This window comes from Streptomyces catenulae, from assembly GCF_000718015.1.
Classification (GTDB): domain Bacteria; phylum Actinomycetota; class Actinomycetes; order Streptomycetales; family Streptomycetaceae; genus Streptomyces; species Streptomyces catenulae.
In genome coordinates, this window is record NZ_JODY01000002.1 from 46919 (window position 1) to 62734 (window position 15816).

15 protein-coding genes are annotated in these 15816 nt (G+C 72.6%); 8 read left to right on the forward strand and 7 right to left on the reverse strand.

Annotated features, from left to right (window positions below; translation table 11 throughout):
• Positions 1-27: 27 nt before the first annotated feature.
• Positions 28-2760, reverse strand: a complete 2733-nt coding sequence (gene mgtA / locus IF23_RS0102565) for a magnesium-translocating P-type ATPase (RefSeq protein WP_078653739.1) — start codon at positions 2758-2760, stop codon at positions 28-30.
• Positions 2672-2962 (reverse strand): ArsR/SmtB family transcription factor, encoded by a 291-nt coding sequence (locus IF23_RS0102570; RefSeq protein ID WP_391642655.1) that lies wholly within the window; start codon positions 2960-2962, stop codon positions 2672-2674. Before IF23_RS0102570 ends, mgtA begins: the two co-directional genes overlap by 89 nt.
• 233 nt (positions 2963-3195) lie before the next feature.
• On the opposite strand from IF23_RS0102570, the gene IF23_RS0102575 reads away from it, so the two are divergent.
• Positions 3196-3609, forward strand: coding sequence for a DUF779 domain-containing protein (locus IF23_RS0102575; protein ID WP_037677127.1), 414 nt, complete (start codon positions 3196-3198; stop codon positions 3607-3609).
• A gap of 31 nt (positions 3610-3640) precedes the next feature.
• Here the strand turns inward: IF23_RS0102575 and IF23_RS0102580 are convergent, their stop codons facing one another.
• The 3 genes from IF23_RS0102580 to IF23_RS0102590 form a co-directional block, all read right to left on the reverse strand.
• Positions 3641-4306: a nitroreductase gene (locus IF23_RS0102580; RefSeq protein WP_030279276.1), complete on the reverse strand. Its 666-nt coding sequence runs from the start codon at positions 4304-4306 to the stop codon at positions 3641-3643.
• 187 nt (positions 4307-4493) lie between these two features.
• Positions 4494-5441 (reverse strand): hypothetical protein, encoded by a 948-nt coding sequence (locus IF23_RS0102585; RefSeq protein ID WP_030279279.1) that lies wholly within the window; start codon positions 5439-5441, stop codon positions 4494-4496.
• Between the two features lie 162 nt (positions 5442-5603).
• Positions 5604-6122, reverse strand: a complete 519-nt coding sequence (locus IF23_RS0102590) for a lytic polysaccharide monooxygenase auxiliary activity family 9 protein (protein WP_030279281.1) — start codon at positions 6120-6122, stop codon at positions 5604-5606.
• Between the two features lie 339 nt (positions 6123-6461).
• Here IF23_RS0102590 and IF23_RS0102595 point away from each other — a divergent pair, with 339 nt between their 5' ends.
• The 3 genes from IF23_RS0102595 to IF23_RS0102605 all read left to right on the forward strand — a co-directional run bounded on the left by IF23_RS0102595 (position 6462) and on the right by IF23_RS0102605 (position 8582).
• Entirely contained in the window at positions 6462-6785 is a 324-nt protein-coding gene (locus IF23_RS0102595) for a WXG100 family type VII secretion target (protein ID WP_030279284.1), read from the forward strand.
• A gap of 25 nt (positions 6786-6810) precedes the next feature.
• Positions 6811-7131, forward strand: coding sequence for a WXG100 family type VII secretion target (locus IF23_RS0102600; RefSeq protein WP_037677135.1), 321 nt, complete (start codon positions 6811-6813; stop codon positions 7129-7131).
• Positions 7132-7205: 74 nt separating this feature from the next.
• The gene (locus IF23_RS0102605) at positions 7206-8582 is read left to right on the forward strand and encodes an EsaB/YukD family protein (RefSeq protein ID WP_030279287.1); all 1377 of its coding nucleotides are present in this window, start codon (positions 7206-7208) and stop codon (positions 8580-8582) included.
• A 188-nt stretch (positions 8583-8770) separates the two neighbouring features.
• On the opposite strand, the gene IF23_RS0102610 is transcribed toward IF23_RS0102605, so the two are convergent.
• Positions 8771-9514: a response regulator transcription factor gene (locus tag IF23_RS0102610; protein ID WP_078653740.1), complete on the reverse strand. Its 744-nt coding sequence runs from the start codon at positions 9512-9514 to the stop codon at positions 8771-8773.
• A gap of 397 nt (positions 9515-9911) precedes the next feature.
• Between IF23_RS0102610 and IF23_RS0102615 the strand changes: the two genes are divergently transcribed.
• Positions 9912-10931 carry a hypothetical protein gene (locus IF23_RS0102615; protein ID WP_030279291.1) on the forward strand — a complete coding sequence of 340 codons (1020 nt, stop codon included), beginning with the start codon at positions 9912-9914 and terminating at the stop codon, positions 10929-10931.
• Entirely contained in the window at positions 10928-13696 is a 2769-nt protein-coding gene (locus IF23_RS0102620) for a right-handed parallel beta-helix repeat-containing protein (protein ID WP_037677136.1), read from the forward strand. The genes IF23_RS0102615 and IF23_RS0102620 overlap by 4 nt, the downstream gene beginning before the upstream one ends.
• A 90-nt stretch (positions 13697-13786) precedes the next feature.
• On the opposite strand, the gene IF23_RS0102625 is transcribed toward IF23_RS0102620, so the two are convergent.
• The gene (locus IF23_RS0102625; protein WP_157847969.1) at positions 13787-14503 is read right to left on the reverse strand and encodes a hypothetical protein; all 717 of its coding nucleotides are present in this window, start codon (positions 14501-14503) and stop codon (positions 13787-13789) included.
• A 213-nt stretch (positions 14504-14716) separates the two neighbouring features.
• Here IF23_RS0102625 and IF23_RS0102630 point away from each other — a divergent pair, with 213 nt between their 5' ends.
• Complete coding sequence (locus IF23_RS0102630) at positions 14717-15019, forward strand: WXG100 family type VII secretion target (protein WP_051739126.1); 303 nt, start codon at positions 14717-14719, stop codon at positions 15017-15019.
• 150 nt (positions 15020-15169) lie between these two features.
• Positions 15170-15688, forward strand: coding sequence for a WXG100 family type VII secretion target (locus tag IF23_RS0102635; protein ID WP_051739127.1), 519 nt, complete (start codon positions 15170-15172; stop codon positions 15686-15688).
• Positions 15689-15816 lie beyond the last annotated feature (128 nt).

A 15816-nucleotide genomic window follows, 5' to 3' on the forward strand; every position in this document is an offset into this window, starting at 1 on the left:
CGGGCGCGCGGCCCCGGTACGTACCGGTCAGCGGGTGTCCGGCACGTACCGCCGCCGGGCCCAGGCCAGCGCCGTCCCGTAGAGGGCGAGGACGGCGGCGAGCAGTGCGTAGTAGAGCAGCGGCGGCGCGGCCAGGCCCAGCGGCGGTCCCAGCGGGGAGAGCGGCAGCAGCAGACCGATGACGGCGAGGACCGCCGCGGCGCACGGGACCGGACCCGGGCGGCCCCGCACGGTGAGGTGTCCGGCGCGCAGCAACAGCATCACCAGCGCCTGGGTGAAGAGGTTCTCGGTGAACCACGCGGCGTGGAAGACCTCCTCTCCCCCGGCGCCCGCGGTGTGCAGGGCGACCGCGAGGGCGGCGAACGTCGCGACGTCCGCCGCGGCGTTGATCACTCCGAACACCGTGATGAACCGCAGGAAGGCGCGCGGCCGCAGCGCCGCGGGCCCGCGCAGCACCCCGTCGCCCGGCCGGTCCAGCGCGAAGGCCAGCTGGGCGGCGTCGAAGCAGAGGTTCTGCACCAGGACCTGCGCGGGCAGCATCGGCAGGAACGACAGCAACAGCCCGGCGCCGAGCATCGCGAGGACGTTGCCGAGGTTGGACGAGAGGGTGATGCGCAGATACGCGGCGAGCGAGCCGCTGCTGTACCGCCCGGCGGCGACGGCCCGGCCGATGGCGGTCAGGTCCTTCTCCGCCAGCACCACGTCGGCGCCCTCCCGCGCCACCGTCACCGCCCCGCGCGGGGTGATGCCGACATCGGCGGCGTGCAGCGCGGGCACATCGTTGACGCCGTCGCCGAGGAAGCCGGTGACCTGCCCGGACCCGCGCAGCGCGGCGACGATCCGGGCCTTGTCGGCGGGGGCGCAGCGGGCCACGACGGTGGCGCCGTCGACGGCCGCGGCGAGCGCCGGTCCGTCCAGCTCCGCCAGCGCCGCGGCGGTCAGCACCTCACCGGGGTCGAGGCCCAGATCCCGGCAGACGCGGGCGGCGGTGCCCGGGTGGTCGCCGGTGAGGATCTTGACGCGGATGCCGCGCCGGGCCAGCACCCCGAGCGCATCGGCCGCCGACGGGGCGAGCGCGTCGCGCAGCGCGACGAAGCCGAGGAGGGTCAGCCCCCGCAGATCGGTCTCGCGGTACTCGCCGGTGCGGGCGGGGCGGTCCGCGACGGCGACGGCGAGCAGCCGCAGCCCGTCGTCGGTGTCCCGCGCCACCCGGGCGAGCAGCCGCGCCCGCCCCTCGTCGTCCAGTTCGGTGTCCGTACCGTCGCTGCGCGCCCGGGCGCAGCGGGCCAGCACGTCCTCGGCGGCGCCCTTGACGACGAGGGTGTGGGTGCCGAGCGCGCCGGGGCGGCGGACGACGGCGGCGGCGATCCGCCGCACCGGGTCGAAGGGGAGCGCCGCGACGCCGTCGTGGGCGAGCGGGTCGGCGCCCGCCTCCTCCGCGGCGGCGAGGACGGCCTCGTCGAGGGTGTCCGGGGCGGGCAGTTCGGCGAGTTCCAGGGTCCAGAAGCTGCCGACCGCCGCCCAGCGCAGCACGCCCGGGTCGGGACGCCCGCGGGCGTCCACGGCGTGTGCGACCAGCGGCCGGTCCTGGGTGAGGGTGCCGGTCTTGTCGAGGCAGAGGACCTGCATCGCGCCGAGGTCGTGGAGGGCGGGCAGCCGTTTGACGATGACCCCGCCGGTGCGGGCGAGCCGTGCGGCGCCGCGGGCCAGTGTCGCGGTGACGACGACCGGGAGCATCTCCGGGGTCAGGCCCACCGCGACGGCCACCGCGAACGGCAGCGTCTCCAGGCCCCGCCCGCGCACCGCCGCGTTGGCCATCAGCACCAGCGGCGGGGTCAGTAGCATGAAGCGGATGAGGGTCCAGGCGATGCCGTGGACGGAGCGGTCGAAGGCGGTCTCGGCGCGCCGCCGCCCGAGGGCGCGGTAGGCGGCGGCGAAGCGGGTGTCCGAGCCGGTGGCGACGACCAGTCCGGTGCCGCTGCCGGAGGCCACACTGCTGCCCTGGAAGCACAGATGCGGCGGGTCCGCGGCGTCGTCGTCCGACGGATCGTCGACGGGGTGCCGGGGCACCGGGGTGGACTCGCCGGTCAGCGACGCCTGGTGGACGGTGAGTCCGCTCGCCCGCAGCAGCCGCAGATCGGCGGGGACCAGATCGCCCGGCCCCAGCCGCACCACGTCGCCGACGACCAACTCCTCGACGGGGATCTCCCGCACCCGGGGCGGGGCGTCGTCGTCCGGCCGCCGCTGCACCGTCGCCGTGGTGGCGACCATCTCGCGCAGCGCCGCCATCGCGCGTCCGGCGTGTGCCTCGCCGGAGGCGCGCAGCACACAGCTCACCCCGACCAGCACGGTGATCACACAGGCGGTGCCCCAGGACGCCACGGCCGCCGAGACCAGGCCGAGGCAGAGCAGGACGGCGGTGAACGGGTCGCGCAGGCTGCGCAGGAAACGGCGCGGCCAGGACGGGGTGTGCCAGGCGGGGACGGTGTTCTCGCCGTCGCGGACGAGCCGGGCGTCCGCCTCGGCCTCGGTGAGGCCACGTGGGCCGCTCGCCAGGCGGCGCATCAGCTGGAGCGGGGTGAGGGCGGCGCCGTCCGCGGCGCCCGTGCTCACCTCGGCGGGCGCCGGCCGGGGACCGGGCAGTCGGCCGGTGCCCGGTGCCGCGTCGGTCTCAGCCACCGAAGCGGCGGGCGCCGGACGCGTGCTGCCCGCCGCGGTCGGCGAGCCGTCCGACGAGCAGCCGGACGACGGCCACCACATCGGGGTCGTCGACGAGGTAGACGACGCGGCGGCCCTCGCGGCGCGAGCGGACCAGACCGGCCAGTTTCAGCTTGGACAGATGCTGGCTGACGGCGGGCAGCGCACCGCCGACGCGCTCGGCGAGCCCGCTGACGTCGCTCTCGCCCTGGGTGAGCGCCCAGACGAGGTGCAGCCGCGGCGGTGAGGCCAGCAGGCCGAACATTCCGGCCGCCTCGGCCAGCACCTCGGCGGACGGATCCGCCCCGCCGCCCTCGATGCCCCTTGTCACTGCCGTCTCCGTCCCCCTGGGCGTATGCCTCGTACCGAAGGGACAGTCTAGAGCCGCGGGGCAAGGCGGCACCGGGCGGTGCAACGTCGGTGCAACGCGGCGGCGGGTTGGCTGGGGCGCGGGTTCGCGCGGGAGCGGCCCCGGGGCGACGGACGGGAGGTCCACGGATGGACGGGACGGGAAGCGGGCCGGACGGTGCGGCGGCGCGGGTGGCGGTGACGGAGGCAGCCGCCGGGCTGCTGCGGCGGCTGCGGGCGGCGCACGGGCCGTTGATGTTCCACCAGTCCGGCGGGTGCTGCGACGGCAGCGCGCCGATGTGCTTCCCGGCCGGGGAGTTCCGCACCGGCGCGTCGGATGTGCTGCTGGAGCGTCTGACGGTGGCCGGGGTGGCGGAGCCGGTGGAGTTCTGGATGGCGGCCGACCAGTTCGCCCGCTGGCGTCACACCCGGCTGATCGTGGACGTCGTCCCGGGCCGGGGCAGCGGCTTCTCCCTGGAGGCGCCGGAGGGGGTGCGGTTCCTGATCCGCTCGCGGCTGCTGGCGGAGAAAGAAGAACGGCCGGGCGGCACGGACGCGCCCTAGGGCGTATCCCGTCGGTCTCGGCCACTGGCGGTCACATTCCGAGGAAACGCACCGTCTCCGTCAGGTCCGCCCGCCCGGTACGCAGCCGTGGGACGCCTTCCTTCTCGTACCCCACCGAGATGCCGCAGAACAGCACCCGCCCGTCATCGGCTCCGACTGTTCGGCCGACGGTCTCGCGGTACACGGTCCACATCACCTGGGGGCAGCTGTGCACCCCTTCCGCCCTCAGCAACAACATGACCGTCTGCAGGTACATCCCCACGTCGGCCCACTGCCCGGGCCCCATCGTCCGGTCGAGGTAGCAGAACAGGACGGTCGGCGCCCCGAACGCCGCCACGTTCAAGGTGGCGATCTTCCGGGGCCGGTCGGGGTCGTCGCGCTCGATGCCCAGCGCCTCGTAGCGCTGAGCCGCCGCAGCGGCGAAGCGGTCCCGATACGGCGCGGTCAGTCCGTCCGGGTACATCGGATACTCCCGCTCGTCCCCCGGGTCTCCCGCCAGCGCCCTGGCCCTCGCGCGCCGCTTCAGCTCGGCCAGCGGCTCGCCGCTCACGACGTACAGGTGCCACGGCTGGAGGTTCCCGCTGGACGGGGACCGCGTCGCCGCGGTCAGCACCCGTTCGAGGATCTCCCTGGACACCGGCTCGTCGCTGAACGCCCGTACAGCCCGGCGGCTGTCCACGGCCTCGTACACATCCATGTCTGTGCGTCCTCTCCGTCGACCGGGAGCCTCACCGTATGCACCGGTCGGCGGCGGGCGGCGCCGGGGGCGGACATGGCGAGACCCCGCGCACGGGGGATGACGCGGGGCCTCACTCGGGATAACGGTGCGGGGGCCGTCCGGGTTCCCCTTCCGCGGAAAAAATGAGGGACGATTTTTTCGGCGGTCACGCCTCGTCGTCGACCAACCGCTCCAGCATGTGCTGGAAATCGCCGTCCACGACCACCCGCAGCCCCGCCCCGTCCGGCTCGCTGAGCGGTGTCATCACTCCGCGGCGCCACCAGAACACATGGGGGCTGATGGCGCCCGCGGCGTCCTGGTACCCGGCGGCGGCGAACTCCGCCATCCCCTGGAGCGCCGGGATGACCTGGGCGTCGCAGATGCGGTGGAAGCCGAGCTGGTGGCGGAAGGGCAGCGCGACGAGGGCGCCGTCGGCGGTCAGCGGGGTGCCCATGAGCCGTTCGACCAGTTCGCCGAGGACCAGGACCCGGCTGGCGGTGAAGAACGAGTCGCCGAAGAGGACGTCGAAGGAGGCGCCGTCCGGGCGGCGGACCGTCTCGTGGCCCTCGACCGGCAGGGCGCGCAGATTGTTCAGGGCGCGGATCCGCAGCTCGGCGATGTCCCCGACGTCCCGCAGCGAGTCCTCGCTCAGCATCTGTACGGCGTCGGGCAGGTCGAGCGCCAGCACCTCCCGCAGCCCCTCGGCGGGCTCGTGGCCGTAGCGGAACGCGTCGGAGGCGGGCAGGGTCTCCTCGGCGACGACGCGGGGGTAGAGGCAGGCGCGGATCTCGTCGGTGGAGAGGATCTCCAGCGGCTGCGGGCCGTCCATGGTGCGCAGGACCTTGCCGACGTGGTCGCGGATCAGACCGGGCCAGCTGCGCTCGCCGCGGCGGTCGCGGTGGCAGACGGCGGCGAGGTTGCCGAGGCCGAACCGGCGGCCGCCGGAGTCGGTGACGACGCCCGCGTAGACGGTGACCTCCAGGCCCTGTTCGGCGAATGCCTGGCGGACCTGGGAGCGGAAGACGCCGCCCTCTCTGTCCGAGAAGAAGGAGAACTCCCCGTCGCGTGGCAGGTCACGGGGATCCCGCTTCGGTCCTCGGCGGAACAGGCCCATCTCGTCCTCCCGGCGACGGCCACGTACGACGGCCACGAAAGGCCGATCGTAACGGGTGGGCCGGGGCGCCGTTCACCGCGTGCGCCGCGTGGTGCGGATGCGCGGTGCCCGGACGGTCGGACCGGCTGCGGAACCGGCCGTCCGGGCGGGGGCGGGGTGCGCTCAGCCGCCGATGTTGACGTCGATGCAGGCGTAGAAGGCGTTCTCGGTGTCGGCGATGTTCCACACCGCGAGGACCTTCTGCTTGCCGGAGATGCCACCGAAGTCGACCTGGTGGGTGACGGTGGCGCCGGGCTGGGCGCCGTGGTCGTTGAACTCGGCGACCTTGTTGCCGCCCACGAAGTACTGCCAGGTGCTGGTGGCGTGACGGGCCTCCAGCTGCCAGGTGAAGCTGGTGGTGCTGGAGACGGGGGTGACCTTCCAGCCCTTGGAGTCGTCGTCGAGGTCGGCCCAGCGCTCGTCGCCGCCGCTGCAGCTGGTCAGCCCCTTCGGGCCCTCGACGCTCTGCGGCTCCCACTTGATGGGTCCGCACTTGACGGTGCCCGCCGCGCACTGGGCCTGGCGGCTGGGCGGGTTGGAGATGTAGCCGTGGGCGCTGGCGGAGCCGGCCGGAACGGTGACGACGAGCAGCGGGGCGATGGCCGCACCGATGCTCATGGCCAGCCTGCGTTTCCTGTTCATGGCATACCTTTCGCGGAGGAGGCCACCGCGGAAGACAGCGGGACGCGCCGCCTGGCACGCACGCCCCCGGGCAGCCTCGGGAGTGGGGGTGAATGACGCGAAGGTGGTGCACGGTGGGACGGGCGGCCAACGCCCGGTGCGGGACACCGGATGCGGTTCCGACCCGCCCACCAATTGGTCTGGACTTTACCTGTTGTCCGCGCACGGTCAAGAGGTCGGGACGGTTCCGGGACGCGGGGGGACATCTGAACAGGGGACTGTTTCGACACCTCGGCCTGCTGCGACAGTTGCCCCAAAGGAGTCGACGCCGGTGGTCACCGGCTGGATGAGGGCGGGCAGATGACGACGGACTACCAGGTAACTCCGGAGATGGTCGCGGATGCTGCCGTCTCCTGCGACAACACCGCCGCCGAGGTCGAGTCCAAGCTGCAGATGCTGAAGGCATACGTGGTGCAGCTGGAGGACATGTGGCAGGGCGTCGCCCACCAGACGTTCGTCGGCTACATGCAGCAGTACGACATCAACGCGCAGCATCTGCACCACGCGTTGACGGAGATCGCGACGGGCCTGCGGACGAACCACGTCAACTACAGCCAGTCCGAGGAAGACAACATCCGCCGCCACAAGGCGCTGGAGCACCAGCTCCCGCCGGCCCGGATCTGACGGACCCGACGAACCAGGAGCCACCGTGTCCATCGACAGCTCGCACATCAAGGTCGCCTCGGGTCTCGAAGGCGCCAGCGGGTACATCAACACCCTCGCCGAGCAGATCCTCACCGACCTCGACCAGCTGAAGGCCAAGATCGCCCCGATCGCCGAGACCTGGACCGGTCAGGCGCAGGTGCAGTACCAGACGCTGCAGACCGAGTGGGACACCGCCGCCTCGAACCTGTTCGGGCCGCACGGCGTGCTGGGCGAGGTCTCGCGTGCGATGCACCTCAACTACACCAACTACTCCGAGGCCGAGGGCGCCAACGTCCGCACCTGGACGAGCAGCGCGGGCGGCTGAGCCCTCCCCGTCACCGCCGTCCCCCGTACGGCACCGCACAACGCACCTTGCACGAGAGGACCTGACAGCACCCGATGGCCGATGAGCGCTGCCGGATCACGGTCGTGGGCGAGCACAGGCAGGTGGACCTCGCGGTCCCGGCCCGGGCTCCCATCGCCGAGTACATCGATGACCTGGCCCGCCTGTGCGAGCTGGAGGAGAACGAGCTGATGCCCGCCGCGTGGTCGCTGGCGACGGGCACGGGCGGGGCCATCGCGCCCGAACGCAGCCTCGCCGACCTCGGCATGGCGGACGGTCAGCTTCTCTACCTGCGCGACGTGGTCGCCGACGAGTTCGACGAGCCCGTCGTGCTGGACGTCGCCGAGCAGGTCTCCGAGGTCTCCGAACAGGCCCTGGACCGGCGCTGGGACCCGCGGTCGCGGACCGTGACGGTGATGGCCTGCGGACTGGTGTGGTGGCTGGCCGCGCTGGTGCTGGTCGCCGTGGTGCGGCCGGTCGAGACCGCGGTCACCGGCACCGCGGCCGCCGCGCTGGGGCTGCTGCTGCCCGGGCTGTCGTGGCTGGCGACGGAGCGCCGCTGGTCGGTGCCGGGCTCGGTGCGGCTGGCGCTGGCGCTGAGCGCGATCCCGTGTCTGACGGTCGCGTCCTGGGCGCTGGTGGCCGAGGAGACCGCGCCGTCCGCCGCGCTGACGGCGAACGGCACGACGGCGCTCTGCCTGGCGGGCGGGGTGCTCGTCGGTGCCGTACTGGCCGCCGTCGCGTCGATGGGCGTCACCACCACCGCGGTGCTCCTCGGGGCGCTGATCGGTACGGCGGTGACCGCGCTGCTGGCGCTGTTGAAGGCCGACACCGCGCAGTGCGCCGCGGTGGTCGCGGTCGTCGCGTTCGGGCTGCTGCTGATCGCACCGGCGACCGCCGGGCGGGTGGCCGCGTTCGGCTACCGGCGCCAGGGCGGGTCGACGCCGGAGGGCGCGGAGCTGGAGACCGCGGTGCGGACCGCGATGCTGCTGCTGGCGCTGTGGGGCGGGGCGCTGTCGCTGGCGTGCGCCGTCGCGCTGGTGCTGCTCGGTACGGACACCACCTCGCCGTTCAGCGCGGCGATCACCGCCTGCGTCGGGCTGGGGCTGCTGCTGCGGGCCGGTGCCGCGAAGGTCGTCGTCGAGGTGGCGCCGGTCGGCGTCGCCGGGGCGATCGGCCTGTTCACGCTGGTGCTGGCCGGGCCTGCGCAGCTGGATCTGCCGGGCTGGTCCGGTCCGGTGACCGCGCTCGTGGTCGGTGCCGTGCTGGTGCTGTACGGGTTCCGGCGGCTGATGCGGCCCGAACTCCCGTCGATGCGGCGCCCGCTGTGGTTCGGCGGTCTCGGCGCGGTCCTGGGCGCCTTCGCGATCCCCCTCACCGTCGCCGCCTTCGGCGTCTTCGACCAGCTCATGGGCGTCGGCCGGAATCTGTGAGGGACGACGTGCGGGCGGTGGAGAGGTCGTGGCCGGGGTCGGCGGCGGACTGCGCGGTGGTGTCCGCGCGGTCCGCCGGCCGGGCGTCGGTGGTGCCCTTCGCCGTCCGGCGTCACGGGGGCGCGCCGGTGCTGCCGTACGGGGCCGGATCCGCGGCGTCCGGTACGGCGGATGCCGCTGTGCCGTCGTCAGTTCTTGCCGAGCAGCAGGGAGCGGGAGCGGCTGGCCATCGGGCCGAGCGCCCGGCCCGGCGCGGGCAGCGGCGCCGCGCCGTCGCCACCGGCCGCCGCGGGGTCGCGCAGCAGCCCCAATTCGATGGCGGTGCGGGTCAGATCGGCCTTGTTGCCGACGTTGAGCTTGGTGCGGATGCGCTTGACGTACGTGCTGACCGTGGCCTCGGTCAGGCCCATCCGGCGGCCTATCTGGCTGTGCGTCAGGCCCTCGGCGAGCAGCCGCAGCGCCTCCAGTTCCCGGCGGGCGAGCGAACGCGGCTCGGCGCCGCCGGGCTGCTGGAGTTCGGACTGGAGCCGCGGCACGAGCGTCGAGGAGAGGTGGAAGCCGCCGCTGACGACGGTGTCCACCGCGCGCAGCAGCTCGTCGTCGTCCACCCGTCCGGTGACGCACCCCAACACCCCCGCGCGCACGGCCTCCAGGACGCGGTAGGGCCGGTGGAAGTCCGAGACCAGGAGCACCGGGGCGCGGGCGACGAGCCGGGCCAGGGTCTGTCCGGGCAGTTCGGACTCGGCGGCGCAGTCGTGCACGGGCGGGCCGTACAGGATCGCGTCGGGGGCGGGGTCGTCGAAGGGGAAGTCCTGCACGCGCCCCACCGCGGACACCACGTCGAGCCGTGGGCTCTGGGAGAGCACCCGCTCCAGTCCGTGCCGGACCAGATTCTGATGCTCGATAATGGCAATTCGCGCACAATTGGACATGCGTATTCCCGTCGTCAGGTCAATGCGTCACGCTCAGGTCCCCCGCTCGACACGCTATCCGGGCAGCGGGTCGGTGTCGTTTCAATGTACCGGACAAAATCAACAGTGCACGGACTGACGGACGTCTGTGACAGAACTGCAGCACCGCAGGTCAGAGCCGTGACGCTCCGCCAACCCCCCTGCAGGTACACCGGGGACGGAACTCTTGCCGCCGCGGTTGCGTCCGCCAGGTCACGATTGCGTCATGCTTTGCCACGGCCACGTGACAATTCTGTGCACACCCGCAAGACAAATCGCTCAAGCTGAATTGAATTTCTCTTGCGGACATTTTCCGTTTACCCCTCGGCGGTATTCTGTGCCGCTGTCCCCCACGCCGAGACAATTGGAGAGTACGTACGTGGCTGACCAGGAAAAGTCCCAGCAGCCCGCTGCCGAGGCGCCGGGCCGTCTGCCGGAGGAGGACCGGCACGGATTCGTCTCCGCGTTCGTGGGCGGCGTCCGCTCCGAGGGTGAACAGGGCAAGCCCGGCAAGCGACTGGTCGCGATCGGTATCGCGGTCGTCGCCGCGCTGAGCCTCGGTGCCCTCGTCATCGGCGCCCTCAGCAGCTCGGACGAGAAGAAGAACCAGGCCGACAAGGTCTCCCCCGCGGGCGCCACCGCCAAGGCCGACCACCACCAGGACGGCAAGTCCTCCCCCAACGGCTCCGGCGGCAACGCGGGCGGCACCGGCGGTCAGCAGCAGCAGCAGCAGACCGTGCCGGACAGCCAGCGGATCATCCCCGCCGAGGACACCCCCACCTCGGGCTCCACCCACACCCCGCCCTCGCCCTCCGCCACCACCAAGGACGAGAGCGGCAAGACCGTTTCGCAGAAGTCGGTCACCTCCTCGTTCACCGCCCTCGCCGGGTACGGCTGCCCGTCGTCCCCCGAGGCCAAGATCTGGACGAAGGACCCGAACTTCAGTCAGGAGGCGGGCTGGCGCAAGACCAACAGCGGCGGCTACACCGGCTCCGGCTGCAACGGCCAGTACCTGTCCATCCCGATGTCGGGCTCCACCACGAAGTACGACGCGACGCAGTACGTGCTGTGGAAGTTCGACTACCGCGCGAAGATCAAGGGCGACGCCTCCTGCCGCCTCGCGGTCTTCGTCCCGGGCAACTCCGACGTCCGCTACGTCGGCGGCCACCCCGCCAAGTACGCGGTCTACGCCTCGGACCACAGCGGCGGCACCCCCGCCGGCAGCTTCGACGTGGACCAGGTCAACAACCACGGCAAGTGGCTGGCGCGCGGCCCGTTCAAGGTCTCCGGCGGCTATGTGACCGTCAAGATGTTCAACACCGGCATCGACTACGAGTCCTCCAACAAGGACGCGCACGACGCCGCCGGGCCGGTCCAGCTCAGCTGCACCCCGGCATGATCGGGCGGTCCAGCGGCGCGGCCGCACTACGCGTCGGGGCCCGGGGCTGGGGCGGGCACCGCACCATCGGCGCGGCGTTGCGCGCCGCTGGACCGGGCGCCACGGTCTCGGTCCAACCCGGCACCTACACCGAGAACCTGACCCTGGAACGGGACATCAGCGTCGTCGCCGAACAGGGCGCCGGAACGGTCCGGCTGGTCGCCCCCCGCGGCACCCCGCTGACCGTGCTCGGCGGCGCCGGGGAGGTCCGCGGGATCACCGTCCAGGGCACCGACCCGGACCAACCCGCGGTCGCCGTGACGGGCGGCACCGCCGTCCTCGACGGCTGCGAGATCACCGGTGGGCGCGTCGAAGTCACCGGCACCGCGGCGCCCACCCTGCGCGACTGCCGGGTGCACGCCGCGGGCGGCCCCGCGGTACGCCTGAGCGGGGACAGCCGGGCGACACTGGAGCGGGTGACCGTCACCGACGCCGGTGGCACCGCGCTGCTGGTGGAGCACGGCGCGGACGCCACCGTCACCGGGCTGGCCGTCAACACCGCCGCCGGGCACGGCGTCCAGGTCCGCGGACCGGCCACCGGCACCTTCACCGACTGCGAGATCACCAGGACGGGCGCGGCGGCGCTCGCCGTCGAGGACGACGCCCGGCCGGTGCTCCGCTCCTGCCGACTCACCGACGGCTCCGCCCAGGGCGTGCTGGTCACCTCGTCCGCCACCGGCGCCACCCCGGCGCCCGCCCCCGACGACACCGACGCGGGCAGCGGACCGGAGGGGGACGCCGGGGCGTCCGGGCACACCGCCGGGGTGCTGCTGCACGACTGCGAGATCGCCCGCAGCGGCGCCGCGGGCGTCCAGGCGGCGGGTCCGGTGCGGCTGACGCTGCGCTCCTGCCGGGTCGACGAGTCCGGCGGCGTCGGCGTGCTCGCCGCGCAGAACGCGGTGGTCCGGCTGGACGCCACCACCGTCGGCGACTCCGCGGACAGCGGGCTGGCGGCGGGTGGCACGGCACAGGTCGAGATGCGCGGCGGCGGGCTCGCCCGCTCCCGGGCCAACGGCGCCTTCGCCACCGACGAGGCGCAGCTGACGCTCGTCGACTGCGCGGTCACCGACAGCGCCTTCACCGCCCTGCACCTGGCGGGCTCCGCCCGCGCCACGGTCCGTGACGGGGAGCTGCGCGGCACCCCGCAGCACGGCGCGCGGGTCACCGAACGTGCGCTGCTGACGCTCACCGGCACCCGCGTCGAGGCGACGGAGCTGTCCGGTATCGCGGTGGACGGCGGCGATCTGACGGCCCGGCGCTGCCGGGTGACGGACGCCGGGACGGGCATCAGTCTGACCTCCGCGCACCGTCCGCTCCTCGACAACTGCGAGATCGCCGACTGCGGCACCGGGCTTGAGGTGACCGCGGACACCGGTGCGCTGGTGGCCGACACTCGGGTGCGCGGCAGCCGTTCGGCCGGGGTGTTCCTCGGTGAGCGCTCCACCGCCTGGCTCGACAGCTGCGAGATCACCGACAGCAAGGGCAGCGCCCTGGTGCTGTGGAACGGCGCGCGGCCGCGGGTCAGCGGCGTACGGATCGCCCGGTCCGCGAAGAACGGTGTGTATGTCGCCGACGGCGCGGCGGGGCTGCTGACCGACTGCGACGTCTCCGCCACCGGTTTCCCCGCGCTCTACATCGGCAAGGACGCCAAGCCGGTGGTGCGCCGCTGTGTGGTCCGCGACACCGACGAGGACCTCAAGCTCGCGGACGGCGCGGAGCCGGTCTTCGAGGAGTGCCGGGTCGATGGGGTGAAGGACAGCACCCTGCCGGTCTCCGCGACGGGCCCGGCGCCCACCGGGGTACGTGCCGTGGCGGCGGGCGGCGCGCCCGGTTCCGCCCCCGCGCTCGGCGCCGAGGTGACCGAGGCTGCCGCCGAGTCGCTGGAGGACCTGCTGGCCGAACTCCGGTCCCTGATAGGTCTGGAGCGCGTCAAGCAGGACGTGGAGACGCTGGTCAAGCTGATGCAGCTGGTCCGGCGCCGTACCGAGGCGGGTCTGCCGCCGCCCCCGCTCAGCCGCCATCTGGTCTTCGCGGGGAACGCCGGTACCGGTAAGACGACGGTGGCCCGGCTCTACGGGCGGCTGCTGGCCGCGCTGGGGCTGCTCACCCGCGGCCATCTGGTCGAGGCGGACCGGGGCGCGCTGGTCGGTGAGTACGTCGGCCACACCGCGCCGAAGACCACCGCGGTGTTCCGGCAGGCGGTCGGCGGTGTCCTCTTCATCGACGAGGCGTATGCGCTGGTGCCGCACGGCCAGGGCAACGACTTCGGTCTGGAGGCCATCTCCACGCTGGTGAAGCTGATGGAGGACCACCGCGAGGACGTGGTGGTGATCGTGGCCGGTTACCCCGACGACATGGGCCGGTTCATCGACGCCAACCCCGGTCTCGCCTCCCGGTTCACCCGGACCCTGCTCTTCGACGACTACGACGCGGACGAACTCGTCGGCATCGTCGCGCAGCAGGCCGAGCACCACCGGTACGAGTTGGGCGAGGCGACGACGGAGGCGCTGGGCACCTACTTCGCGGGCGTCGAGCGGGACGACCGGTTCGGCAACGGCCGTACCGCCCGTCAGCTCTTCCAGCGGATGACGGAGCGTCATGCGGCCCGGCTGGCGGACTCCTCGCTGTTGCTCTCCGCGACGGCGGACGAGGCGGACGTCGAGGCGGAGACGGCGAGCCTGGTGACGCTGTTGCCGGAGGACATCCCGCCGCTGCAGACGCTGTAGCCGGAGGGACACGGCGAAGGGCCGGGGCACCGTTTCACGGGAAACGGTGCCCCGGCCCTTTTCCGCCGCGCGGCCCGGTGCGGGCGCCGCTCACTCCGCGATCGGCCTGCTCCGCGGCTCGGGGAAGGCGGACGCGTGGTCGGCGTTGGCGTAGTAGGTGCCCGCGCGGTCCAACCGGACGATGAACTGTCCGGCCATCTCGATGGAGTTGGCGCAGAGCGCCAGCACCTGGTTCATCCTGGGGACCATCCCGGCGGCGAAGTACTTGGCGGCGTCCTGGAGCTTCTCGTCCGGCTCGTTGCCGCCGTTGTGCTTGGCGTAGTTGGGGCTCACGCCCTTGGCCGCCTGCAGTCCGTGCACGGCGCTGCCGTCCTGCTTGCCCCAGTCGTCCTTGTGCGTCGCCTGCTGACCGAACGTGGCGTTGTCGGTCGACGCGGTGTAGACGAGCGCCTTCAGCGTCGTGTAGGCGTCGACCGAGCGCCGGGACGACTCCAGCATCGCCTGCATGGCGTCGGCGATGGATCCGACGCCGACGTTGATCGCCGGGTGGATGCCGGCGTCCTTGTTGTCGCCGCCGCCACCGCCGCCGCCCTTCGGCAGATAGGTGGTGATGGGCGGCGCGTCACCCCAGATCATCGTCAGGGAGGGCGGCTGCCGGTAGCCGGGGACGGTCTGGTCCTGCGTCTTCTTCTGCTGCTTCTGATCGTCCGTGAGACTGTTGTCCGCCGTCGGATCTCCGCCCTGCGGCTTGTCCTTGTCGTACTCCCTCGGCGGGCCGTGCCGCGAGTTCCTCGGGTCCACTGCCATGGCTGCCTCCACCGGGTGCGCTCGGGTAGGGTCCGGTCAATCCCAGCTCATCCCACCGGATACCGCGGTGACCTGCCAGGTCCCAGTTCAGAGACGCCGACGCGGACGGCACCGGGGGAGGTCCCCGTTCTGAGACACCGTGGCTGTCGGGGAATTGGGGCGTACCCCGGGCCTGGCGCTCGCACATAGGGTCGAGGGGTGGCCTCTTCTACCATGACCCTTGCCGATTTCCGCATCGAGCTGGAGCACCTTCACGACGCCATGTCGACGGTGAAGGGCTGCACCGCCAGCATCGAGAACGACGTGAATCTCGTGAAGCAGGTCCTCAATCTCGCCGAGGGGGTCTGGCAGAGCCCGTCGGGGGCGACGTTCGGCAACCTCCAGCGCGACTTCGGCGACAACATGAGCGTCCTCGTCGATCTGCTGCGCGAGATGTCGACCCGCCTGCACACCGCGTACGAGGAGTACCGGCAGGTCGAGGAGACCAACACCAAGAACTTTCAGCACCAGCACTAGTTCCGCGGAGCCTGGCCGCCGTGGTGCGACGGGCCGCCCGGCCTTCCGGGGCGGTGTCGCCGGGCGTCAGGAACCACGCCAGCGAGGGAGCCACCCGCGTCGCCCGCCCCGGCCCGCGGTGTGCTCCCCCACCCCCTTCAGGAGCACCCGGTGAGCCCCCAGAAGCCCGACCCCATCGACCTCGACCCGACGAAGGCGCCCGTCTACGGGCTCCGCGGCGCCAACAACGCCCAGATCAGCGTCGACGCCCAGATGCTGCGGGTCTTCAGCACCCAACTCGGCGGCACCGACGGCTCCGGCGGGCTGGTCGCGAACCTCGCCACCCAGATCAACACGATCAACACCGTGATGAGTCAGCTGAAGCTCGCCTGGGCGGGTCGGACGAAGGAGGAGGTCGAGTCGTTCTACGACCGCTGGGACGCCTGTATGACCGACCTCTTCGGCAAGGAGGGCGACGCCGCCAGCTCGGAGAACGCCGTCCTGCCGCGCATCGCCTTCTCGCTGGGCGCCGCGGGTAACAACTACCTCCGGGCCGAGGACAGCATCGTCAAGGAGTTCACCGACTTCAAGACGCAGATCAGCGGCGACGGCAGCGGTGCGGACCCCAACGCCGCGCCGAAGGACATCAACGACCCGAAGATGACCGCGATCGCCGAGACCTACGGCTGACGGTCCCCGCCAGGCCGCCTCCCGGTGGTCTCCGCGTCACCCTCCGCACCACCGGCGGTGCTCCCGTTGTTCCGGGGCACCGCCGTTCTTCCCCACTCCGCACACTCCGTCCCACAGGTGATGTCGCC